The organism is Nocardiopsis dassonvillei, from assembly GCF_964273065.1.
Taxonomy (GTDB): domain Bacteria; phylum Actinomycetota; class Actinomycetes; order Streptosporangiales; family Streptosporangiaceae; genus Nocardiopsis; species Nocardiopsis dassonvillei_B.
Map to the genome: position 1 here is coordinate 2,316,225 of NZ_OZ186815.1, position 21,670 is coordinate 2,337,894.

At 72.5% G+C, this 21,670-nt stretch carries 19 protein-coding genes; 11 read left to right on the forward strand and 8 right to left on the reverse strand.

The features are described from left to right. Positions 1-135 precede the first annotated feature (135 nt). The 3 genes from ACSUPR_RS10215 to ACSUPR_RS10225 all read right to left on the reverse strand — a co-directional run bounded on the left by ACSUPR_RS10215 (position 136) and on the right by ACSUPR_RS10225 (position 3,496). The gene (locus ACSUPR_RS10215) at positions 136-1,086 is read right to left on the reverse strand and encodes a tetratricopeptide repeat protein (protein ID WP_436890907.1); all 951 of its coding nucleotides are present in this window, start codon (positions 1,084-1,086) and stop codon (positions 136-138) included. Positions 1,087-1,167: 81 nt separating this feature from the next. Then, positions 1,168-2,898, reverse strand: coding sequence for an acyl-CoA mutase large subunit family protein (locus ACSUPR_RS10220; RefSeq protein WP_436890908.1), 1,731 nt, complete (start codon positions 2,896-2,898; stop codon positions 1,168-1,170). 76 nt (positions 2,899-2,974) lie between these two features. Further along, positions 2,975-3,496 (reverse strand): MarR family winged helix-turn-helix transcriptional regulator, encoded by a 522-nt coding sequence (locus ACSUPR_RS10225; protein ID WP_436891950.1) that lies wholly within the window; start codon positions 3,494-3,496, stop codon positions 2,975-2,977. A gap of 314 nt (positions 3,497-3,810) precedes the next feature. Here ACSUPR_RS10225 and ACSUPR_RS10230 point away from each other — a divergent pair, with 314 nt between their 5' ends. From ACSUPR_RS10230 to ACSUPR_RS10240, 3 genes are all read left to right on the forward strand, one after another. Next, a complete protein-coding gene (locus tag ACSUPR_RS10230; protein ID WP_436890909.1) occupies positions 3,811-5,496 on the forward strand; it encodes a glycosyl hydrolase family 18 protein in 1,686 nt (561 codons plus the stop codon). A gap of 322 nt (positions 5,497-5,818) precedes the next feature. Further along, the gene (locus tag ACSUPR_RS10235) at positions 5,819-7,759 is read left to right on the forward strand and encodes a glycosyl hydrolase family 18 protein (protein WP_436890910.1); all 1,941 of its coding nucleotides are present in this window, start codon (positions 5,819-5,821) and stop codon (positions 7,757-7,759) included. A 154-nt stretch (positions 7,760-7,913) separates the two neighbouring features. Next, on the forward strand, positions 7,914-8,723 hold the full coding sequence (locus ACSUPR_RS10240; RefSeq protein WP_436890911.1) for an alpha/beta fold hydrolase: 810 nt from the start codon (positions 7,914-7,916) through the stop codon (positions 8,721-8,723). Here ACSUPR_RS10240 and meaB read toward each other — a convergent pair. Beyond that, positions 8,720-9,664, reverse strand: a complete 945-nt coding sequence (gene meaB / locus ACSUPR_RS10245) for a methylmalonyl Co-A mutase-associated GTPase MeaB (RefSeq protein ID WP_436890912.1) — start codon at positions 9,662-9,664, stop codon at positions 8,720-8,722. The two genes, ACSUPR_RS10240 and meaB, sit on opposite strands and share 4 nt — an antisense overlap. Before the next feature lie 266 nt (positions 9,665-9,930). Beyond that, positions 9,931-11,118, reverse strand: a complete 1,188-nt coding sequence (locus ACSUPR_RS10250; protein WP_436890913.1) for an acetyl-CoA C-acetyltransferase — start codon at positions 11,116-11,118, stop codon at positions 9,931-9,933. An 86-nt stretch (positions 11,119-11,204) separates the two neighbouring features. On the opposite strand from ACSUPR_RS10250, the gene mce reads away from it, so the two are divergent. Then, positions 11,205-11,663: a methylmalonyl-CoA epimerase gene (mce, locus tag ACSUPR_RS10255; protein ID WP_436890914.1), complete on the forward strand. Its 459-nt coding sequence runs from the start codon at positions 11,205-11,207 to the stop codon at positions 11,661-11,663. Between the two features lie 440 nt (positions 11,664-12,103). Next, positions 12,104-13,384: a DivIVA domain-containing protein gene (locus ACSUPR_RS10260; protein ID WP_436890915.1), complete on the forward strand. Its 1,281-nt coding sequence runs from the start codon at positions 12,104-12,106 to the stop codon at positions 13,382-13,384. Positions 13,385-13,469: 85 nt separating this feature from the next. On the opposite strand, the gene ACSUPR_RS10265 is transcribed toward ACSUPR_RS10260, so the two are convergent. The 3 genes from ACSUPR_RS10265 to ACSUPR_RS10275 all read right to left on the reverse strand — a co-directional run bounded on the left by ACSUPR_RS10265 (position 13,470) and on the right by ACSUPR_RS10275 (position 15,880). Continuing rightward, positions 13,470-14,210 (reverse strand): alpha/beta hydrolase, encoded by a 741-nt coding sequence (locus ACSUPR_RS10265; RefSeq protein WP_436890916.1) that lies wholly within the window; start codon positions 14,208-14,210, stop codon positions 13,470-13,472. 32 nt (positions 14,211-14,242) lie between these two features. After that, entirely contained in the window at positions 14,243-14,560 is a 318-nt protein-coding gene (locus tag ACSUPR_RS10270; protein WP_436890917.1) for an ATP/GTP-binding protein, read from the reverse strand. Positions 14,561-14,668: 108 nt separating this feature from the next. After that, positions 14,669-15,880, reverse strand: coding sequence for a 3-hydroxybutyryl-CoA dehydrogenase (locus ACSUPR_RS10275; RefSeq protein WP_436890918.1), 1,212 nt, complete (start codon positions 15,878-15,880; stop codon positions 14,669-14,671). Between the two features lie 372 nt (positions 15,881-16,252). Between ACSUPR_RS10275 and nucS the strand changes: the two genes are divergently transcribed. The 6 genes from nucS to ACSUPR_RS10305 all read left to right on the forward strand — a co-directional run bounded on the left by nucS (position 16,253) and on the right by ACSUPR_RS10305 (position 21,387). Continuing rightward, positions 16,253-16,930: an endonuclease NucS gene (gene nucS / locus ACSUPR_RS10280; protein WP_436890919.1), complete on the forward strand. Its 678-nt coding sequence runs from the start codon at positions 16,253-16,255 to the stop codon at positions 16,928-16,930. A gap of 90 nt (positions 16,931-17,020) precedes the next feature. Then, a complete protein-coding gene (locus ACSUPR_RS10285; protein ID WP_436890920.1) occupies positions 17,021-17,935 on the forward strand; it encodes an ABC transporter ATP-binding protein in 915 nt (304 codons plus the stop codon). Then, complete coding sequence (locus tag ACSUPR_RS10290; protein WP_436890921.1) at positions 17,932-18,768, forward strand: ABC transporter permease; 837 nt, start codon at positions 17,932-17,934, stop codon at positions 18,766-18,768. Before ACSUPR_RS10285 ends, ACSUPR_RS10290 begins: the two co-directional genes overlap by 4 nt. A gap of 5 nt (positions 18,769-18,773) precedes the next feature. After that, complete coding sequence (locus ACSUPR_RS10295; RefSeq protein WP_436890922.1) at positions 18,774-20,003, forward strand: sensor histidine kinase; 1,230 nt, start codon at positions 18,774-18,776, stop codon at positions 20,001-20,003. Then, on the forward strand, positions 20,000-20,635 hold the full coding sequence (locus tag ACSUPR_RS10300; RefSeq protein ID WP_436890923.1) for a response regulator: 636 nt from the start codon (positions 20,000-20,002) through the stop codon (positions 20,633-20,635). Before ACSUPR_RS10295 ends, ACSUPR_RS10300 begins: the two co-directional genes overlap by 4 nt. A 74-nt stretch (positions 20,636-20,709) precedes the next feature. After that, positions 20,710-21,387 carry a DUF1707 SHOCT-like domain-containing protein gene (locus tag ACSUPR_RS10305; protein WP_436891951.1) on the forward strand — a complete coding sequence of 226 codons (678 nt, stop codon included), beginning with the start codon at positions 20,710-20,712 and terminating at the stop codon, positions 21,385-21,387. The last annotated feature ends 283 nt before the right edge of the window (positions 21,388-21,670 follow it).

Genomic DNA, 21,670 nt, shown 5'->3' on the forward strand with positions numbered 1-21,670 from the left:
TACCGCTTTGTCCGGCTACCCAGGAGTAATAATTCCGGTTTCCGCACAGCGATATCTTCACCGTGACCCGTTCCTCTCCTCTCCCCCGCGCCGCCGACCGACCGGGGCGGCGGCGCGGGGGTGCGGAGAGGCGCCCTAGAAGAGGGCGGAGGTGAGCCGCCGGCGGGCCGAGGCCACCGTCTTGTCGCCCGGGGGCAGCAGGTCGAACAGCTCCAGCAGGCGGGCGCGCACCTTCTCGCGGTCCTCGTCCGCCGTCCGCTTGACGGTCGCGATGAGCCGGTCGAAGGCGTCCTCGAACTTGCCGCCGTACATGTCCAGGTCGGCGACGGCCAGCTGTGCCTCCACGTCCTGCGGGTCGTCGGCGGCGGCCTTGCGCACGGCGTTCATGTCCACCGCGCGCAGCCGCCGGACCAGCCGGACCTGGGCCAGCTTGCTCCGGGACTCGGTGTCCTTGGGGTCGGACTCGACCGCCTTGGCGTAGATCGCCTCGGCCGCGTCGAAGTCCTGCCGGTCCAGGGCCTGCTGCGCCTCGGCGTCGATGGGGCGCGTCTCCTCGGCCGGGGCGGCGGCCTCGTCCTGCTCCGGACCCCCCTCGCCGAACAGGGTTCCGGGATGGCCGGGCGGCAGGGCGCCCTGCTCCTTGAGCGCGGCGAAGGCCTCGGTCAGCCAGCCGGTGAGCTGGTCCTCGGGGACCGGGCCCGCCGGCCCGGGCAGGAGCTGGCCCTGCACGACGACGATGATCATCGGGGCGGTCGGCACCCGCAGCGCCTGTACGAGCTGGGGACTGGCCTCTCCGTCGACCTTGGCGAGGAACCAGTTGCCGCCGGAGGCCGCGGAGAGCTTGTCCAGGGTGGTCTCCACCTGCTTGGACTGCTCGGACCAGCCGGCGAGGACGGCCAGGACCACCGGGGCGGCCATGGACCGCTCCAGGACCTGGGCCTGGAAGTTCGCCTCGTCGACGTTCACGGCGTAAGGGTTGGATCGACCCGCCGACTCCGCGGCGCGCTGCTTGGCCTCGCGTTCCATGGCCGCCTTGCGCGCACCGAGGTCGACGGCACTGTTCGGGGAAAAGTCCGAAGGCTGCATGGGTCCATCCTGCCGTATGCGCGGAAAGGACGCGGACCGTCGGCGGTCCGCGTCCTCCCCTGCGGCGCACCGGCGCCGGGTTCAGAAGCGGGGCGCCTCGGTGTAGGTGCCGAACTCCTCGCCCATGGTCGCGCAGATCTCACCGAGGGTCGCCTCGGCGCGGGCTGCGTCCATGATGAGCGGCACCACGTTCGCCCCCGCGCGCACGCCCTCCAGCAGGGCGGCCAGCGTCCGCTCCACGGCGGCGCCGTCGCGGGCCGCGCGCCGCTCGGCGAGCACCCGGCGCTGCTCGCGCTCGACCTCGTGGCCGATGCGCAGGATGTCGAGCTCGCCGGAGACCGTGGCGGTGTGGGCGTTGACACCGACGATGCGCTTCTCGCCCTTCTCCACCGACTGCTGGTACTGGAAGGCGGACTCGGCGATCTCGGAGGAGAAGTAGCCGTTCTCGATCCCGGCGAGGATGCCGGAGGTCATCGGGCCGATCGCGTGCTCGACGCCGTCCCCGCCGCCCATCCGCCGGATGTGCGCGAAGATCCGCTCGGCCTCGGCCTCGATCTCGTCGGTGAGCGCCTCCAGGTACCAGGAGCCGCCCAGCGGGTCGGCGACGTTGACCACCCCGGTCTCCTCCATGATCACCTGCTGGGTGCGCAGGGCGATCTCGGCGGCCTGCTCGGTGGGCAGGGCCAGGGTCTCGTCCAGGGCGTTGGTGTGCAGCGAGTTGGTGCCGCCCAGGACGGCGGCGAGCGCCTCGACCGCCGTGCGCACCACGTTGTTGTAGGGCTGCTGGGCGGTGAGGGAGACCCCGGCGGTCTGGGTGTGGAACCGCAGCCACTGGGACTTCTCGCTGGTGGCCCCGTAGACGTCGCGCATCCAGCGGGCCCAGATCCGGCGGGCGGCGCGGAACTTGGCGATCTCCTCGAAGAAGTCGATGTGGGCGTCGAAGAAGAAGGACAGCCCGGGCGCGAAGGAGTCGATGTCCAGGCCCCGGGACAACCCCAGCTCGACGTAGCCGAACCCGTCGGCCAGGGTGTAGGCCAGCTCCTGGGCGGCCGTGGCCCCGGCCTCCCGGATGTGGTAACCCGACACCGACAGCGGCTTGTAGGCGGGGATGTTCTCGGCGCAGTACTCCATGAGGTCGCCGATGAGGCGCAGCTGCGGCTCGGGCGGGTACAGCCACTCCTTCTGGGCGATGTACTCCTTGAAGATGTCGGTCTGGAGCGTGCCGTTGAGGGTGCCGATGTCCACGCCCTGGCGCTCGGCGGCCACCAGGTACATGCAGAAGGCGGGCACGGCCGGACCGCTGATCGTCATGGACGTGGTGGTCTCGCCCAGCGGGATGCCGTCGAAGAGCAGGTCCATGTCGGCCACCGAGTCGATGGCCACGCCGCAGTGGCCGACCTCGCCCAGGGCGTGCGGCGAGTCGGAGTCGTGGCCCATGAGGGTGGGCATGTCGAAGGCGACCGAGAGCCCGCCGCCGCCGGAGGCGAGGATCATCTTGTAGCGCTCGTTGGTCTGGCGCGCGTTGCCGAACCCGGCGAACTGGCGGATGGTCCAGGCCCGGCCGCGGTACCCGGTGGGGTACAGCCCGCGGGTGAAGGGGAACTCGCCGGGCCAGCCGATGCGCTCGAACCCGGGGACCTCCGAACCGGGGGGCGGTCCATAGACGGGTTCCAGCCTGCGTCCGGACAGGGAGGTGAAGTCGGCGTCGCGCTTGCGCGCGGCGTCGTAGCGGCGCTGCCAGCGCTCGCGCCCGGCCTCGATGTCCTGGGCGCCGCCGCCCCCGGTGCTGCCGTTCGTCGTGGTGTTCGCCATACCTGGATAGTAGGACGTCCAACTAAATATGTACAGGCGGGGGGATCCACGCCCGCGCGCGGATCCCGGGCCGGGCTCAGCGCCCGTCGACCGCCTCCGCCGCCGGCTCGGGGAAGTCCCCGAAGTCGACGCGCAGCCGGGTGAACATGCGGTGCATGTCCCACAGCTCCTCGCCGGAGTAGCAGCCCAGGCCGAAGTCCATGCCGAGCAGGGCCCGGGTGGCCCGCTCGGTGACCTCCCGCCCGGTGTCGGTGATCTCGGCCAGCACGCCGCGGCCGTCGCTGGGGTTGGGGCGGCGGAGCACGAAGCCCTGCCCCTCCAGCCGGTCGATGGTGTTGGTGACGCTGGTCGGGTGGACCATGAGGCGCTCGCCGATCTTGCCCAGCGGCAGCGCCCCGGAGGTGCTGAAGGTGAGCAGGACCAGCGCCTCGTAGCGGGCGAAGGTGAGGCCGAACTGCTTGAGGGCGCCGTCCAGCTCGCCGATGAGGATCTGCTGCGCGCGCATGACCGAGGTGACGGCGGCCATCGCGGGCGAGGGACCCCATCTGCGCGTCCAGTTGTCGTGCGCGCGTTCGATCGGGTCGAACGGAAGGTTCAAAGGGTTTCCCACGCCGTCACTCTATGGGCCCCGCCGACAGGCCCGCGCCCGTCCTCCCGCGCGTTTAGCACCACAGAAGGTCGGAGTCAATGGCTTCGCGTGGCCACAAGGGGACAGTCGGATTCACAACTCACTGGTACGGCCCGCCAGCTCGGAAAACCCGGGCGGGCCCCCAGGGGCGACGATGACGGGTGCCGGAAAGTTCGGCGCGGACCGTTGACGCCTCCCGTAATTATTAGTTAAGTTTCCTAAAAATTTATCCCCCCAGGTCAGACACCGACCCTGCCACCCCCCGATCGCAGGAGATCCACGACGTGAGAGCACGACCCCTCAGGACCCGGATAGCGGCGGTCTGCGCCGCGACAGTGCTGGCCGCGCCGCTCATGGCCGCCTCGCTCCCGGCCGCCGCCGCGGAGGCGTCCGCCGCCGGTCTGACCGTCACCTACGTGGAGTCCGCCCGGTGGAACACCGGGTACAGCGGCGAGATGGTCGTCCGCAACACCTCCGACGCCCCGGTGAGCGACTGGAAGATCGAGTTCTCCCTCCCCGAGGGCAGCCGCATCCACGAGCTCTGGAACGCCACCCTGGCGGGGGGCCCGGCCGGCTACACCGTCACCCCGCCGCACTGGGGCGCCACGATCCCCGCCGGGGGCGCCTACACCTTCGGGTTCAACGGCCTGCACCGGGACGGCTCCACCGACCCCCTCGCCTGCACCGTCAACGGCGCGCCCTGCTCCGGCGGCGGCACCGGTCCCGGGCACGACCACATCAGCGTCGCCTACTACACCCAGTGGAGCGCGAAGGAGCGCGACTACCACGTCGCCGACCTGGTGGAGAGCGGCAGCGCCGACAGGCTGACGCACATCCAGTACGCGTTCGGCAACGTCAGCGCCGACGGCGAGTGCTTCATGAGCGACGAGGAGGGCCAGGGCGACGCCCTCGCCGACTACGGCCGCACCGTCCCCGCCGGGGAGAGCGTCGACGGCGTCGCCGACGACCCCGCCCAGGCGCTGCGCGGCAACTTCAACCAGCTGCGCGAGCTCAAGGAGCTCTACCCCGACCTCACCATCAGCATCTCCCTGGGCGGCTGGGAGTGGTCCCGGTACTTCTCCGACGCGGCCATGACCGAGGAGTCCCGTGAGCGCCTCGTCGAGTCCTGCGTCGACCTGTACCTGCGCGGGAACCTGCCCGAGCTGAACGGCGCGGGCGGCGAGGGCACCGCCCACGGGATCTTCGACGGCATCGACCTCGACTGGGAGTGGCCGGGCACCGACGGCAACCCGCACAACGTGGTCCGGCCCGAGGACAAGGAGAACTTCACCGCCCTGGTGCAGGAGTTCCGCGACCAGCTGGACGAGTACGGCGACGAGACCGGCCGCCACTACGAGCTGACCGCGTTCATGCCCGCCGGCGGCTGGCGCCTGGACTCCGGGTACGAGCTCGACGAGGTCATGCCGAACTTCGACTTCATCACGGTGCAGGGCTACGACTACCACGGCACCTGGGAGAGCACCACCAACCACCAGTCCAACCTGGTGACCGACGCCCGCGACCCCGAGCCGGTCATCTCCGCCGAGCTCATCCGCAACGCCTACGTCTCCCGCGGCGTGGACCCGGCCAAGCTCGTCCTGGGCATCCCCTTCTACGGCCAGGGCTGGACCGGCGTCGAACCCGGCCCCGAGGGCGACGGCCTCTTCCAGCCCGCCGCCGGCCCGGCCCAGGGCACCTACGCGGCGGGCACCGAGGAGTGGCGCTTCCTCAAGGAGAAGGCGGAGTCGGGCGACTTCCGGGTCTTCCGCAACGACGAGGCGGGCACCGCCTGGCTCTACGACGGCGAGACCTTCTGGACCTACGACGACGAGACGGCGGTCACCCGCAAGACCGAGTGGGCCCTGGACAACGGCTACTCCGGGGTCATGGTCTGGGCCATCGACGGCGACGACGCCGACGGCTCCCTCATGGCGGCGATCGACGCCGCCCTGCGGGCGGACCGCCCCTAGAACGTCCCGGTCGGCGGCCCCCGGCCCCTCCCGCGCCGACCGGGAGCCGGACGGCGTCGGTGCTCTGATCCGGGGAGCACCGCCGCCACGGCCGGTGCGGACCGATGTGCGACGGTCCGCACCGGCCTCTTCACTTCTCGCACCCCTCCTCGGCCCGCCCACGCCGGAGGCCCGCCATGGCCCGCGCTCCCCCGCCCCCCCGACGACCACGGAACACGCGACTCCTCGGGCGCACACCCGCCGTCGTCCACCGGCCCGCCCCGCGACGGGGCCGCCGGACGGCGACTCCCCCACCTCCCGCTCACGCACCAGGAGCACGAAGTTGAGAGCACGACGATCCCGGCTCGCGGCACTGGCCGCAGCCGTACTGCTCATCCCCCTGTCCCTCTCCCCCGCCCCGGCCGCGGCCGCCGCCTCCGACGCCACCGTCACCTACGTCGAGACCGGCAACTGGGGCACCGGCTACGGCGGCCAGCTCACCATCGGCAACGCCGGGAGCACGGCGCTGACCGACTGGACGATCAAGTTCGACCTGCCCCCGGGCACCGCCGTCACGAGCCTGTGGAACGCCACCATGGCCCGGTCCGGCGACTCCTACACCCTCACCCCGCCCTCCTGGGGCGCCGCCGTCCCCGCGGGCGGGACCTACGGCATCGGGTTCAACGGCACCAGCGCCGCGGGCAACGACACCACCCCGCTGAACTGCACGATCAACGGTGCGCCCTGCTCGGGTGAACCGGGCGAGCCCGACACCGAGCCGCCCTCGGCGCCCGGAGGCCTCACCGTCACCGGCACCACGGCCACCACGGTCGGCCTGAGCTGGAGCGCCGCCACCGACAACGCCGGCGTGGCCGGGTACGAGGTCCTGTCCGGCGGCGAGGTCGTCCGCGCCGTCACCGGGACCACGGCCACCGTGACCGGGCTGGCCCCCGAGACGGCGTACGAGTTCACCGTGCGCGCCTACGACACCTCCAACAACCGCGGCGCGGAGAGCGGAGCGGTCACGGCCACCACCGGCCCGGACGGCGGCGGCCCCGCCCCGCAGGACCGCCGCGTCGCCTACTTCACCCAGTGGGGCATCTACGACCGCGGCTACCTGGTCAAGAACCTGGAGACCTCGGGCACCGCCGAGAACCTCACCCACATCAACTACTCGTTCGGCAACATCAACGCCAACGGGCAGTGCTTCATGGCGAACCAGCTCGGCCAGGGCGACGCCTGGGCCGACTACGGCCGCTCCTTCACCGCCGACCAGAGCGTCGACGGCGTCGGCGACGTCTGGAGCCAGGACCTGCGCGGCAACTTCAACCAGCTGCGCGAGCTCAAGGAGAAGCACCCGCACCTGAAGGTCAACATCTCCCTGGGCGGCTGGACCTGGTCGGAGCACTTCTCCGACGCCGCCCTCACCCCCGAGTCGCGCGAGCGCATGGTCTCGTCCTGCATCGACCTGTACCTGCGCGGCAACCTGCCGCTGTTCGACGGCGCCGGCGGCGTCGGCTCCGCCTACGGCGTGTTCGACGGCATCGACCTCGACTGGGAGTGGCCCGCCTCCGAGGGCCACGAGCACAACACGGTCCGGCCCGAGGACCGGGAGAACTTCACCGCCCTGGTCCAGGAGTTCCGCGACCAGCTCGACGACCTGGAGGCCGAGACCGGCCGCGGGTTCGAGCTGACCGCCTTCCTGCCCGCCGACCCCGACAAGATCGACCTGGGCTTCGAGATGGACGCCCTCATGCCGAACTTCGACTTCATCACGGTGCAGGGCTACGACTACCACGGAGCCTGGGAGGACACCACCAACCACCAGTCCAACCTGCTCGTCACCCCCGGCGACCCCGGTCCGCGGATCTTCGCCGCCGAGGTGAGCATCGACCGCTACCTGGAGCTGGGCGTGGACCCGGCCGACATGGTCCTGGGTGTGCCCTTCTACAGCCGCGGCTGGACGGGGGTCGCCCCGGGGCCGAACGGCGACGGCCTGTTCCAGGGTGCGACCGGGCCCGCCCCCGGCACCTACGAGCAGGGGATCGAGGACTGGAAGGTCATCAAGAACCTGTCGGGGTACGACCTGTACCGCGACGACGCCTCCGGGACGGCGTGGCTGTACAACGGCACCACGTTCTGGACCTACGACGACGCGGTCTCCATCGCCCAGAAGACGCAGTGGGCGGTCGACCGGGGCCTGGGCGGCGTGATGATCTGGTCCATCGACGGTGACGACGCCGACGGCACCCTCATGGACGCGATCGACGCCACGCTGGGCTGACCGGCCCGGAGGGCACGACGGCGGCGCCCCGTGCCGGGGGCGCCGCCGTTCCCGTGACGGGCCGCGGTCCCGCCGGAGAAAAACCCGTCCGGGGCGATGATTTCCGGGGGGTCCGCGGGTCCGTACCGGTGAGATCCCGACGGAAGGAGCGACGATGGTCGAGACGCACACCGTGAAGACCCCCGACGGCACGCTGTACCACGAGGTCCGCGGAAGCGGGCCCGTACTCGTCCTGACCGGTGCGCCCATGGCCGCCGGCGAGTTCGCCGCGGTCGCCGACCTGCTGGCCGCCGAGCGGACGGTGGTCACCCACGACCCGCGCGGCATCGGCCGCAGCCCCCTGGACGACCCGGAACAGGACTCCACCCCGGAGCTCCGCGCCGACGACCTGGTGGCGCTGCTGGACGCGCTGGGCGTCGGGAAGGCCGACGTCCTGGGCTCCAGCGGCGGGGCGGTGACGACCCTGGCCGCCGCGGTACGCCACCCGGACCGGTTCGGGACGGTCGTCGCGCACGAGCCGCCGGTGCTGGAACTGCTGCCCGACGCCGCCGAGCAGCGGGCGGCCACCGACGCGATCATCGGGACCTACCACCGGGACGGGGTGATGGCCGCGTTCGGGGCCTTCATGGCCAACGCCGGGTTCCCGGCGCCCGAGGAGGGCGGCGGGGGCCCGGGCCCGGAGCAGGAGTTCAGCGAGCAGGACCTCGCGGACAGCGCCCGGTTCTTCGCCCACGAACTGGGGCCCACCACCCGGTACGTACCCGACACCGGCGCCCTGCGCACCGGCCCGGTACGGGTCGTGGCCGGGATCGGCGCGGAGTCCGGCCCCCTGCTCACCGACCGGACCACCCGGAGGCTGGCCGAGCTGCTGGGCACGGCCCCGGTGGTGTTCCCCGGCGGCCACGGCGGGTTCGTCGACGACCCCGGGGGGTTCGCCGAGGCCCTGCTGCGGACCCTCTCCTAGGCGCCCAGCTCCTTGATGACGAGGTCGGCGGCGGCGTAGGGGTCGCGGACCCCCTCTGCCACCTCGCGGGCCGCCGAATCCAGGACGCCGTCGTCGCCCACCCCGATGCGGGAGCGCAGCAGGTCCAGCACGATGGCCTGCACCTCCTCGCGGGCCCGGCGGCGGCGGCGCTCCGCCAGTCCGCCGGTGGCCCCCAGGTGGGCGAAGTGCGCGTCCAGGCGCTCCCACAGCTCGTCCACGCCCTCGTCGCGCACGGCGACCATCATGACGATCGGCGGCTTCCACTCGTCGTCGGCGCGGTCCTTCATGGCGACCATCTGCCGCAGCTCGCGCAGGGTGGACTTGGCCCCGTCCCGGTCGGCCTTGTTGACCGCGAACACGTCGGCGACCTCCAGCACACCCGCCTTGGCGGCCTGCACCGAGTCGCCCATGCCGGGGGCGCACAGCACCACGGTGGTGTCGGCCTGCCCGGCGATCTCCACCTCGGCCTGGCCGACGCCGACGGTCTCCACCAGCACCACGTCGAACCCGGCGGCGTCCAGCACCCGCAGGGCGTGCGGGGCGGCCCAGGACAGGCCTCCCAGGTGGCCCCGGTTGGCCATGGACCTGATGTACACGCCCGGGTCGGTGGCGTGCTCCTGCATGCGGACCCGGTCGCCCAGCAGGGCCCCGCCGGTGAACGGGGACGAGGGGTCCACCGCCAGCACGGCCACGCTCAGGTCCCGGGACCGGGCGGCGCGCACCACCGCGTTGGTGGTCGTGGACTTGCCCACGCCGGGCGAGCCGGTGAACCCGATGATCCGGGCGCGGCCGGTGTGCGGGGCCAGCCCCGCCATGATCTCGCGCAGTTCCGGGGAGCCGTTCTCGACCAGGGTGATCGCGCGGGCCAGGGCCCGGCGGTCGCCCCGCAACAGCTTCTCGACGAGTCGGGGGGTGTCCATGCGGCTCCTTCCGTGCGCGGCCGGGGCCGCGCGGCGGCGGGGCGGCGGCTCGTGACCGCCGCCCCGCCGTTCCACAGGTGCGTCGTACTCCGTGCGGGGCCGGGTTCGGCCCCTGGGACACGGTTTTCGGGAATGACTAGTGTCTTCGAGGAACCCCGGTACCCCGGAGGCGACGCGCGGACCGGAGCGGAGCGAGGGCCCGAAGCCGACACTCCGCGTGCGGGGATCTCCCGACACCGGCACCCGCCGCCCCGAGGCGGGGCACCCTACTCGGCGGGCACCGAGAACAGCAGCGCGTCGCCCTGGCCGCCGCCGCCGCACAGTGCGGCCGCGCCCAGCCCGCCGCCGCGTCGGCGCAGCTCGTGGACCAGGTGCAGGGCGATGCGGGCACCGGAGGCGCCGATCGGGTGACCGATGGCGATGGCGCCGCCGTTGACGTTGACGATGTCGGCGGACACGCCCAGGTCCTTCATGGACTGGAGGCCGACCGCGGCGAAGGCCTCGTTGATCTCGATGAGGTCGAGGTCGGAGACCTCCCTGCCCGCCTTGGCCAGCGCGTGCCTGATCGCGTTGGAGGGCTGGGAGTGCAGGGAGTTGTCCGGACCGGCGACGTTGCCGTGCGCGCCGATCTCGGCGAGGACCGGCAGGCCCAGCTCCTCGGCCTTGGCCCGGCTCATCACGACCACGGCGGCGGCGCCGTCGGAGATCTGCGAGGAGGACCCGGCGGTGATGGTGCCGTCGCGGTCGAAGGCCGGGCGGAGCTTGGCCAGGCTCTCGGCGGTGGTGCCGGGGCGGACGCCCTCGTCGTGCTCGAAGACGACCGGGTCGCCCTTGCGCTGCGGGATCTCCACCGGGACGATCTCCGCGTCGAAGAGGCCCCGCTCCGCGGCCGCGGCGGCCCGCTGGTGCGACCGGGCCGCGAACTCGTCCTGCTCCTCGCGGCCGATGCCGAGCTTGGCGTTGTGCCGCTCGGTGGAGGCGCCCATGGAGTCGCCCTCGAAGGCGTCGGTGAGGCCGTCGTGCGCGGTGGCGTCCAGGACCTCGATGGAGCCGTACTTGTACCCGTGCCGGGACTTGGGCAGCAGGTGCGGCGCATTGGTCATGGACTCCATGCCGCCCGCGACGACGATGTCGAACTCGCCTGCGGAGATGAGCTGGTCGGCCAGGGCGATGGCGTCCAGGCCCGACAGGCACACCTTGTTGATGGTGACCGAGGGGACGTTCATCGGGATCCCGGCCTTGACCGCGGCCTGGCGGGACGGGATCTGTCCGGCGCCGGCCTGGAGGACCTGGCCCATGACCACGTACTCGACCTGGTCGCCGCTGACGCCGGCGCTGTCGAGCGCGCCCCTGATCGCGAAGCCGCCCAGGTCGACGGCGGAGAACCCGGCGAGGGAGCCGAGGAGTCGTCCGGTGGGGGTCCGAGCCCCACCGACGATGACGGAACCGGGCATCGTAACTGGCCTCCAAGTGATCGGTGACGCACCTGGTCTGCAACGATACCCACACAGCCGTTGGCCGCCGTCGAGAGGTTCGCACGATGAGCAACACCCCTGATCGGGCCGTCCCCTTCTCCGGTCTGACCCGCCTGGACCACGTCGGCATCGCCTGCCGCGACCTGGACGCCTCGATCGAGTTCTACCGGTCCACCTACGGCTTCGAGGTGGAGCACGAGGAGGTCAACGAGGAGCAGGGCGTGCGCGAGGCGATGCTCCGGATCAACGGGACCGACGACGGCGGCGCCACCTGTCTGCAACTGCTGGAGCCGACCCGGCCGGACTCCCCGGTGGCGAAGTTCCTCGACCGCCACGGGGAGGGCGTGCACCACATCGCGTTCGGCACCGGCGACGTGGCCGCCACCGCCGAGGGGGTCGGCGAGCGGGGCGTGCGCGTCCTGGACGCGCGGCCGCGACGGGGCACCGCCGGGTCGCAGATCGTCTTCCTGCACCCGAAGGACTGCGGGGGCGTGCTCACCGAACTGGTTCAGAGCGCCCACTGACACCCGCGGGCGGTGCACCGGCCGCCACCACGTCACGGGGGCGTTCCGGACACATCACATCTTGTGCCCCCGTGGCGTAAGCGACCCCAAACCCCACCGGAAGTTACCCGAAACCCTCTTCCCAGGGGTTCACCGCTTGATAAAGTCGGTTGGCCACCGGATGTGAATCTCCGGTCGTTCGGTCCACGTCCTGCGATCCGGTGGGCCGGGCCGGCCGCGACACCGCAACCCTCACGCCGCGGAGGTCCGGTACACGCGGAGCGCACCGACGGCGTCGGCGATGGTCGAGAACCGGTCGCGACCACGCCGCGTCGGCCCTACCCGCGCCCGCGGACCGGACCGGAAAGCACGCCCGTCCCGGGGTCCCCGACCACCGCCCACCAGCGCGGTCCCCGGCCGTTCACAAATAGCCGTCTCGCACCCGTTCAGGATTCCGCCACATGCCGTCAAACAACATCGACACCCAACTCAACAACATCTTCGACGAGGACAACACCCCGCCCGAATTCGACGTGGTGTTGCGCGGCTACGACCGTACCCAGGTGTCGGACTACCTGGACGGCCTGCGCAACGAGGTCAAGGCGGCCAGCAAGCAGGCCGAGAAGTACAAGGCCGAGCTCAACGCCAAGAACCGCCAGCTCCAGGAGCGCGAGCGCCCCTCCTACGCCGGCCTGGGCTCGCGCATCGAGGAGCTGCTGCGCCTGGCGGAGGAGCAGGCCAACGAGCTGGTCCAGAGCGCCCAGATCGACGCCAACGACATCCGCTCCGCGGCCAAGATCGAGGCCGCCGAGATGCGGGCCGCGGCGGAGTCCGAGGCCACCGAGGTGCGCACCCTCGCCCAGCGCGAGGCCGACGAGATGCGCCAGAGCGCCGAGGCCGAGGCCGAGGAGATCAGCACCAGCGCCCGCCGCCGGGCCGACGAGCTGTCCTCCACCACCGAGCGCGAGGTCCAGAAGAAGCGGGCCGCGGTCGACCACGAGATCGCCGAGAAGCGGGCGACCTTCGAGGGCGAGATCGCCAAGCTGCGCACCACCACCGAGCGCGAGTGCGCCCAGGCCCGCGCCGCCGCCAAGCGCGAGCGCGACGAGACGATCCAGGCCGCCAAGAGCCAGGCCGAGGAGCTGCGCAAGAACGCCGAGCGCGCCTACGCCGAGTCCGAGGCCCGCCGCACCGAGCTGGAGGACCAGTTCGAGCTGCAGCTGGCCGACCGGCGCGCCGAGGCCGAGCGCCAGGACGCCGAGCGCCTGGCCGCCGCGCAGGCCGCCACCCAGAAGATGGTCGCCGAGGCGGAGGAGCGCGCGGCCAGCGCCGACCACCACGCCAAGCAGGCCAGCCAGCAGGCCGAGCAGACCCGCCGGGACGCGGAGAACCACGCCAAGCAGCTGGTCGGCAACGCCAAGAAGAACGCCGCGCAGATCGAGGCGGAGGCCAAGTCCAAGGCCGAGCACCTCGTCAGCGACGCCAAGGCCGAGGCCAACCGCGTCACGACCGCCGCCAAGAAGGAGGTCGACGAGCTCAACCGCCAGCGCGACAGTATCCAGTCGCACCTGCAGCAGCTGCGCCAGCTGCTCGGCGGCGGCGCCCCGGCGCCGGCTCCGGCCCCCGTGGCCGCCCCGGCCCCCGCTCCCGCCATCGCCGAGGCCGCGCCCGCGGCCGAGGAGCCCAAGCAGCCGGCCCGCTCCGGCAAGGGCGCCGACGACGAGGACTGGTGGCAGGAGTAGCCGACCCGCGACTCCGGGTCCGCAGGTGACATGCGCAGGGGCCCGCCTCCTTCTCCGGGGAGGCGGGCCCCTGTGCGTGCGGGGGTCAGCCCAGCGGCTGGACGTCCTTCTCGTGGGGGCCGTCCCACTCGGTGGGCAGCGGGTACGCGGCGGGGTTGACCCGCTTGACGATCTCGTCCAGGACCCGGCGCACGTAGGGCTCGCCCACCCACAGGTGCTTGGCGCCGTCGACGCCGATGATCTCGGCCTGGGTGAGCGGGCCGAACCGTTCCCGGGCCTCGTCCGGGCGCAGGTAGTCGTCGTGCTCGGGGACCAGGGCGATCACGGGCTTGCCGCTTGCGGCCCAGTTCTCCAGGTCGGCGTCGGTGGCCCGGTGCAGCGGCGGCGACAGCAGCAGCGCGCCCGCGACCTGCGGGTCGGCCCCCCACTTCAGGGCCAGCTCGGTGCCGAACGACCAGCCCAGCAGCCACGGGTTCGGCAGCCCCTCGAACTCGGTGAACTCGATGGCGGCGAGCACGTCGTGCCGCTCGGTCTCGCCCTCGCCGAACTCGCCCTGGCTGGTGCCGTGGCGGGAGGTGGTGCCGCGCGTGTTGAAGCGCAGCACCGCGATGTTCGCCAGCGCGGGCAGGCGGAACGACGCCTTGCGCAGCACGTGGCTGTCCATCATGCCCTCGGCGGTGGGCAGCGGGTGCAGGCACACCAGGGTCGCGACCGGGTCGCCGCCCTCGGGCAGGGCGAGTTCGCCGACCAGCTCCAGGCCGTCGGCGGTGTGCAGGGTGATGGGACGTCGCACGGCGGGCAGCACCGTGGTGGCTCGGATCTCCATGGCTCCTCGGTCCGGTTCTCGGCGGGCGGGGCTCAGTATCGGGGTGCGCGGTGGGAGCGCCGCTCCCAGCAGGAGGAGTGCCAGTGCCGCCGGTCCCCGCCGTCGCCGTAGGGGCGCCAGGCCACGAGGTGGGGCATGCCGGTGGGGATCTCCTGGGCGCAGCCGGGGCAGCGGTAGACCTTCACCGCGGCGGATCCGGGGATGCGGCGCGTCACCCACTCGCCGTCGGGGCCGGTCTCCCTCTTCTGGCCTCCGGTGATCCGCAGCATGAGGGAGTCCTCGTCCGGGGGGCCGCCGATGCGGCCGCCGCGCGAGGGTTTGCGGCGGGAGGAGTTACGACGCGGGCTCACCCCACCAGGGTAGGAGAGAACGCACGGATCCGGGACGGCCCGGGTCGGGGACGGGGCGTGGCCGCCGCCGCAGGGGTGCTGCGGCGGCGGCCGGGGTCCCGCGGGGTGTCAGGCGTGGCAGGCGCAGCCGCCGTGGCCCTCCTCCTCCGGGGTGTCGGGCAGGCGGTCCATGAGCAGCGGCGCGGGCACGGCGATCGTGGTCAGCCCGTACTCGCCCATGGCGACCAGGGTGGTGACCACGGACTCGGCGCCGCGGTCCTCGAGCAGCTCGGTCGGGCCCTTGGGGTAGCCGCAGCCGAAGCGCATCGCGGTGTCGACGTCCTCGGCGGTGGCGTAGCCGTCACCGATCATCCGCATGGCGTCGTCGATCTGCGGGGCGATGAGGATCTCGCCCAGGTCGAGGGTCTCCTCCTCGCGGATCATCTCCGCGTAGCGGCCGGTGGGCAGCGGCTCGGGGGCCTCGTCGCGGCCCGCGTAGAAGCCCCTGCCGGACTTGCGGCCGTAGTGGCCGGCGGCGACCATGCGGCGCAGCAGCGGGGCGGCGGCGTAGCGCGGGTCGCGGTACTCGTCCCAGAGCACGTCCATGACGGCCAGGCACACGTCGATGCCGACCATGTCGGCCAGGGCCAGCGGGCCCATGGGCAGCCCGGCGGCCTTCTTGACGGACTCGTCGATCTCCTCGCGGGTGGCGATCCCGCGCTCGTAGAGGCGGACGGCGTCGTTGATGTAGGGCACCAGCAGCGCGTTGGCGACGAACCCGGCGCGGTCGCCGACCGTGACGGGGGTCTTGCCGATGCGCTTGGCGACCTCGGTGACGACGTCGACGGTGTCGGCGGAGGTGGAGACCGTGGTGATGACCTCGGCGAGCTTCATGACGGGGGCCGGGTTGAAGAAGTGCAGCCCGACGACACGCTCCGGACGCCCGGTCAGGGCCGCGATCTCGGTGACCGACAGCGAGGAGGTGTTGGTCGCCAGGATCGCCTCGCTCTTGCAGATCCGGTCCAGGTCGCCGAAGACGTCGCGCTTGAGGTCCATCCGCTCGGGGACGGCCTCCACGACCAGGTCCGCGTCCGCCAGGTCCTCGCGGGAGGTGGTGAACGCCAGGCTCTGCTCGATCGTGGAGCGCTCCTCCTCGGTGAGCTTGCCCTTGGCGACGGCGCGCCCGAGGGACTTGTCCAGATGGCCGCGGCCGCGGTCGAGGGCGGCCTGGTCGATCTCGACCCCGATGACGTTGAAACCGGCCCGGGCGAACACCTCGGCGATGCCCGCGCCCATCGTTCCGAGTCCGACGACACCGACCTTCTTGAATTCCTGCACCATGAGGCCAAGCCTAGACGGCCCGTGGACCCCGGCCGCCCCCGGGACCCCCTTGCCCGTACTCACGAGTAACACGATGTCGGGACATGCCCGGCGGGGCCGCCGCCGACTCGGGCGGCGGCCCTCCTACCGCCCCTCCCGGGCGGGCCGGGACACCGCGCGGTCCGTCCAGGCGGGCCGCCCCCGGCCCGCACCGCGCGTTCTCTGGAGACGTTAGGCGTCCCACCCCCTCCCGGTCACGGGGCGCGGGAGCCACAAAGCCCTTGCCCCGGCGGTGCCCCCATCTGTCCCCGGCGGCCCCGGCCCCGGCGGTCCGGCCGCCCGTTCGCACGTTCCCGCCCCGGGCACGCCGGGGAGGCGGTAACGTGACGTTTCGTGCGTCTCGTCATCGCCCGGTGCAGCGTCGACTACGTCGGCCGGCTCACCGCCCACCTGCCCATGGCCCCGCGGCTCATCCTCATCAAGGCCGACGGGAGCGTGTCCATCCATGCCGATGACCGGGCCTTCAAGCCCCTCAACTGGATGAACCCCCCGTGCAAGCTGCGCGAGGACACCGTCGCGGACGGCCCCGACATCTGGACCGTCACCCACGGCAAGTCCGGCGAGAAGCTGGTCCTGACCGTGGAGGAGGTCCTGCACGACTCCTCCCACGAGCTCGGCAAGGACCCCGGCCTCCAGAAGGACGGCGTCGAGGCCCACCTCCAGGAGCTGCTGGCCGAGCACATCACCACCCTCGGCGAGGGCTACACCCTCATCCGCCGCGAGTACCCGACCGCGATCGGCCCGGTGGACATCCTGTGCCGGGACGGCGAGAACCGCACGGTGGCGGTGGAGCTCAAGCGGCGCGGCGACATCGACGGCGTCGAGCAGCTCACCCGCTACCTGGAGCTGCTCAACCGCGACCCCGTGCTGGCGCCGGTGAGGGGCGTCTTCGCCGCCCAGGAGATCAAGCCGCAGGCGCGCGTGCTCGCCGAGGACCGCGGCATCTCCTGTGTGGTCCTGGACTACGACGAGCTGCGCGGCATCGAGCCGGACGTCCTGCGACTGTTCTGACCGGGCGGTCCGGTGTCCTCCGACCGGAGGACACCGGACCGCCCGGTCGCCCGATACCGCCGGGGCCCGCCGCGCGGGAGGCTCGGCGGTATGAGCGCAACCGTCATCGAGGCCGAGGGCCTCCTCAAGAAGTACGGCGACCACACCGCCGTCGCGGGGGTGGACCTGTCGGTCCCCCGTGGCGAGGTCTTCTCGCTCCTGGGCCCGAACGGCGCGGGCAAGTCCACCACCGTGGAGATCCTGGAGGGCTTCCGCCGCCGCGACGGCGGCACCGTCCGGGTGCTCGGCGCCGACCCCCAGGGCGCGGGCCGGGCCTGGCGGGCCCGGGTCGGCATCGTGTGGCAGCAGGAGACCCTGCTGCCCAAGGTGCCGGTGCGCGAGATCCTGCGGCACTTCGCGGGGCACTACCCCTCCCCGCACGGCGTCGACGCCACCCTGGAGCTGGTGGGCCTGGCCGAGAAGGCCCGAGCCCTGCCCGAGTCCCTGTCCGGGGGGCAGCGGCGCCGCCTGGACGTGGCCCTGGGCATCATCGGCGGCCCCGAGCTCCTCTTCCTCGACGAGCCCACCACCGGTTTCGACCCCAGGGCGCGACGCGACTTCTGGGGGCTGATCCGGAACCTGGCCGGGCAGGGCACCACGATCCTCCTCACCACCCACTACCTGGAGGAGGCCGAGGCCCTCGCCGACCGGGTGTGCGTCCTGGCCGGGGGCCGGGTGCGCGCACTGGGCGCCCCCGACACACTGGGCGGGCGGGCCACCGCCCAGGCCACCGTGAGCTGGTCCCGGGACGGGGTGCGGCGCGAGATCCGCACCGACGAGCCCACCCGCGCGGTCGCCGAGCTGGCCGCGGGGTTCACCGGCGAGATCCCCGAGCTGCGTGTGCACCGGCCCACCCTGGAGGAGATCTACCTGGGGCTGATCGAGGACGCCGGGAACGGCGAGGGCACCGAGGACACGGCCGGCGCCGGGAGCGGCGGCGGGGAGCGGGCGGAGGCACTGGCATGAGCGACACCTTCACCACCACGCCCACGGCCGATGTCCGGCTGCCCGGCACGCTCCGGGTGGGCCTGTCACGGGGATGGCTGGAGATCCGCTCCTTCGTCCGCGAGTGGGAGAGCGTGATCTTCACGTTCGCCCTGCCCGCGCTGATCCTGACGATGTTCGCGTCGATCTTCGACGGGCTGTTCGACGTCGGTATGCCCGCCGTCGACTACTACCTGCCCGGCCTGTTCGCCATGGGCCTGATGTCGGTCAGCTTCCAGACCCTGGGCGCGGGGATCGCCACCGAGCGCGACCAGGGCGGGCTGCGGCGGCTGCGCGGCACCCCGATGCCGCCCGCCGCGTACTTCCTGGGCAAGACCCTGCTGGTGTTCTTCCTCGCGCTGGGACAGGCCGTGCTGCTGCTCGGGGTGTCCGTGCTGGTCTTCGGCGCCGCCCTGCCCGACACCGCCGCCGACTGGTTCACCGTGGCCTGGGTGCTCGCCCTGGGCACGGTCGCCTGTTCCCTGCTGGGCATCGCGGTCAGCTCACTGGCGCGCACCGCCCAGGCGGCGTCCACCATCGTGGTGGTGCCGTTCCTGGCCCTGCAGTTCACCTCCGGGGTGTTCGTGCCGGTGGCCGCACTGCCCGACGGTGTGCTGACCGTCGCCTCGCTGTTCCCGCTGCTGTGGATGGCACAGGGCATGCGGGCCGCCTTCTATCCGGACGCGATGGCCGCGTTCGAGCCCTCCGGGGCGTGGGACCTGCACCTGGTGGCCCTGGCCCTGGGCGCCTGGTGTGTGGTGGGCTTGGTGCTGGTACTGCTGACGTTCCGGTGGAAGACGCGGAAGGACGGGTGAGAGTCGTGGCGGCACGGGCTCCGGCGCGGGACGCGGCGGCGGAGCCCGTGCTCGACGAGCGCCACGCCTGGGAGCTGAACATCGGCTGGTACGTCTACGTGGCGGGGGCGCTCGCGATCGCCGCGACGGTGGGGGTGGTCTCCGGGACGGGGGCGCGCGGCTGGGCCTCCGCCGGACTGCTGATCGGCACCGCCGCGCTGTACCTGGTCGTCGGCAGGCGCCTGTACAACGAGGACCGGTACGCCGGCACGTCGGCGATCGCCTTCTCCCTGACCGTGGCGGTCCTGGTCACCGTCGCGGTGACCCTCACCCCCGACACGACCTTCTGCCTGTTCGCGGTGGCCCCCATGTGCTTCATGACGGCCGGGTCGGTGTTCGGCTCGGTGTCGGTCGGGACCATCATGTTCGTCCCGGTCGGCATCCGGCTGGCCACCGGTGAGACCGAGGTGGCCACCGCGCTGGTGGGCAGCGGGATCAACCTGGTCATCCTCGGCTTCGCACTGTGGTTCGGCCGCTGGTTCGAGAGGGTGGTCGAGGAGAGCTACGAGCGCTCCGTCCTCATCCGCCAGCTCCGGGAGAGCCGGGCCGAGGCCGCCCGGCTGTCGGAGGAGACCGGTGCCCTGGCCGAACGCGAGCGCCTGGCCCGCGAACTGCACGACACCCTCGCCCAGGGCTTCACCAGCATCGTCGCCCTCGCCCAGGCGGTGGAGTCGGAGCTGGACACCGATCCCGCCCTGGCCCGCCGCCACCTGGCGCTCATGCGCGAGACCGCCGCGGAGAACCTCGCCGAGGCCCGCGCCATGGTGGCGGCCCGCCGCCCCGCCCCGCTGGGCGAGGACACCCTGGAGGCCGCGCTGGAACGCATCGGGAGGCGGCTCGGCACCGAGCTGGGCGTCCCCGTCTCCGTGCAGGTCCAGGGCGTCCCGCGGGAACTTCCCGGCGACCTCCAGGTGTGCGTGCTGCGTACCGCCCAGGAGGCGCTGGCCAATGTCCGCAAGCACGCCGGGGCCGACCGGGTGTCGCTCATCCTGGCCCACACCGACGTGGGGACCCGGCTCACCATCGCCGACGACGGGCGCGGCTTCGACCCGTCGGCCCCCTCGGCGGGCAACGGCCTGCCGGGCATGCGCCACCGGGCGCGCAGCGTGGGCGGGGAACTGGACATCGACAGCACGCCGGAAGAGGGCACCACCGTCCGGCTGACCCTGCCCGAACCCGAGGAGGAGGGACCGTGATCCGCGTCCTGCTGGTCGACGACCATCCGGTGGTCCGCGAGGGCATCCGCGGCATGCTCGCCGCCGAGGCCGACCTGGACATCGTCGGAGACGCCGCCTCCGGCCCCGAGGCGCTGGCCCGGGTCGCCGAGCTGGCCCCCGACGTGGTCCTGATGGACCTGCGCATGCCGGACGGGGACGGGGTGGCCGCCACCGTCCGCATCACCGCCGAGCACCCCGGAACCCATGTCCTGGTGCTCACCACCTATGACACCGACACCGACATCCTGCGCGCTGTGGAGGCCGGGGCCACCGGCTACCTGCTCAAGGACACCCCGCGCGCCGAGCTGGCCGAGGCGGTGCGCGCCGCCTCGCGCGGGGAGACCGTGCTGACCGGGCGGCTGGCGGGCAAGCTCGTCAGCGGGATGCGCCACCGCTCCGCGCCCTCCGGTCCGGCGCTGTCCCCGCGCGAGGTCGAGGTGCTGCGGCTGGCCGCGGAGGGGGCGACCAACGCGGCCATCGGCCGGGCCCTGCACATCAGCCCGACCACGGTCAAGACGCACCTGATGCGGGCGTACGAGAAACTGGGTGTGGGGGACCGGACCGCGGCCGTCAGCCGGGCCATCCGGCTGGGGCTGCTGCCCGGGCCCTGACCGGGCGGTACCGGGGTCTTCTCAGGGTCCGTCCCGGATGTCCGCAAAGGTGTTCTCATCTGAGAATGAACAATATGGTGGAGACGATGAGCGAGATCACACCCCCCGAACCCGGTCGGATGCGGGCTTCCGACGCCGATCGCGACGCGGTCGCGCACCGTCTCCAGGAGGCCTTCGCCGAGGGCCGCCTGGACCCGGACGAGCACACCGAGCGCCTGGACGCGGTCTACCGTGCCAAGACCATCGGCGAGCTCGTCCCCCTCACCGAGGACCTGCCCGCCGCCACGGGGCCGTCCCCCACGCCCTCCACCCCCGGCGACTTCCGCTCCCCGCGCCCGGTCTACGGCGTCGACCGGATCGTCTCCCAGGAGCCGACCAGCCGCAGCGCGATCGCCGTCATGGGCGGCGCCGACCGCTCCGGCAGCTGGGTCGTCCCGGAGAACTTCGTCGCGTTCGCCCTCATGGGCGGCGTGGAGCTGGACCTGCGCGAGGCGCGGTTCACCGCCCGCGAGACCACCATCTGGACCTGCACCGTCATGGGCGGGATCGGCATCATCGTGCCCGACGACATACAGGTCCGCGTGCACGGCCTTCCGATCATGGGCGGTTTCGGCGTGGAGGAGGGGACCCCGAGCGTGGTCGACCCCGGAGCGCCGGTCGTGCACGTGCGCGGCCTCGCCGTGATGGGCGGGGTCGGCGTGGAGTACCGCAAGCGCAAGCACGAGAAGAAGCAGCGCGAGATCGACGGGTGAGGCGGCGGTGTCCGCGTCCCTACAAGACGTTCGGACACCCCGGAGCGGACAATCCAACCACAGTGATCACGGAAACGTAAGTCCTGTGGCTGATTGTGGCAACCTCCGCCGGGATGCTTGCCCGGTCCGCCCGAACAGTGGCAGTGTGCAGCGGTATCCCGCCTACCCCGGGTGTCCATCCCCCGACACTTCGGAGCGGTGGACTCCCCCGTACACCGGAGGAACATCGTTGCGCACACCCCACAGAGGACGGGCGGCGACCGCCGGCCTCACCGCCCTGCTG

Bases quoted from the DNA above. Each gene is read 5' to 3' on its own strand.
- mce (WP_436890914.1), top strand. From the start codon at position 11,205: ATGAGCAACACCCCTGATCGGGCCGTCCCCTTCTCCGGTCTGACCCGC.
- ACSUPR_RS10290 (WP_436890921.1), top strand. From the start codon at position 17,932: ATGAGCGACACCTTCACCACCACGCCCACGGCCGATGTCCGGCTGCCC.
- ACSUPR_RS10250 (WP_436890913.1), bottom strand. From the start codon at position 11,118: ATGCCCGGTTCCGTCATCGTCGGTGGGGCTCGGACCCCCACCGGACGA.
- ACSUPR_RS10220 (WP_436890908.1), bottom strand. From the start codon at position 2,898: ATGGCGAACACCACGACGAACGGCAGCACCGGGGGCGGCGGCGCCCAG.
- ACSUPR_RS10275 (WP_436890918.1), bottom strand. From the start codon at position 15,880: ATGGTGCAGGAATTCAAGAAGGTCGGTGTCGTCGGACTCGGAACGATG.
- ACSUPR_RS10305 (WP_436891951.1), top strand. From the start codon at position 20,710: ATGGTGGAGACGATGAGCGAGATCACACCCCCCGAACCCGGTCGGATG.
- meaB (WP_436890912.1), bottom strand. From the start codon at position 9,664: ATGGACACCCCCCGACTCGTCGAGAAGCTGTTGCGGGGCGACCGCCGG.
- ACSUPR_RS10240 (WP_436890911.1), top strand. From the start codon at position 7,914: ATGGTCGAGACGCACACCGTGAAGACCCCCGACGGCACGCTGTACCAC.
- ACSUPR_RS10260 (WP_436890915.1), top strand. From the start codon at position 12,104: ATGCCGTCAAACAACATCGACACCCAACTCAACAACATCTTCGACGAG.
- ACSUPR_RS10215 (WP_436890907.1), bottom strand. From the start codon at position 1,086: ATGCAGCCTTCGGACTTTTCCCCGAACAGTGCCGTCGACCTCGGTGCG.
- ACSUPR_RS10265 (WP_436890916.1), bottom strand. From the start codon at position 14,210: ATGGAGATCCGAGCCACCACGGTGCTGCCCGCCGTGCGACGTCCCATC.
- ACSUPR_RS10285 (WP_436890920.1), top strand. From the start codon at position 17,021: ATGAGCGCAACCGTCATCGAGGCCGAGGGCCTCCTCAAGAAGTACGGC.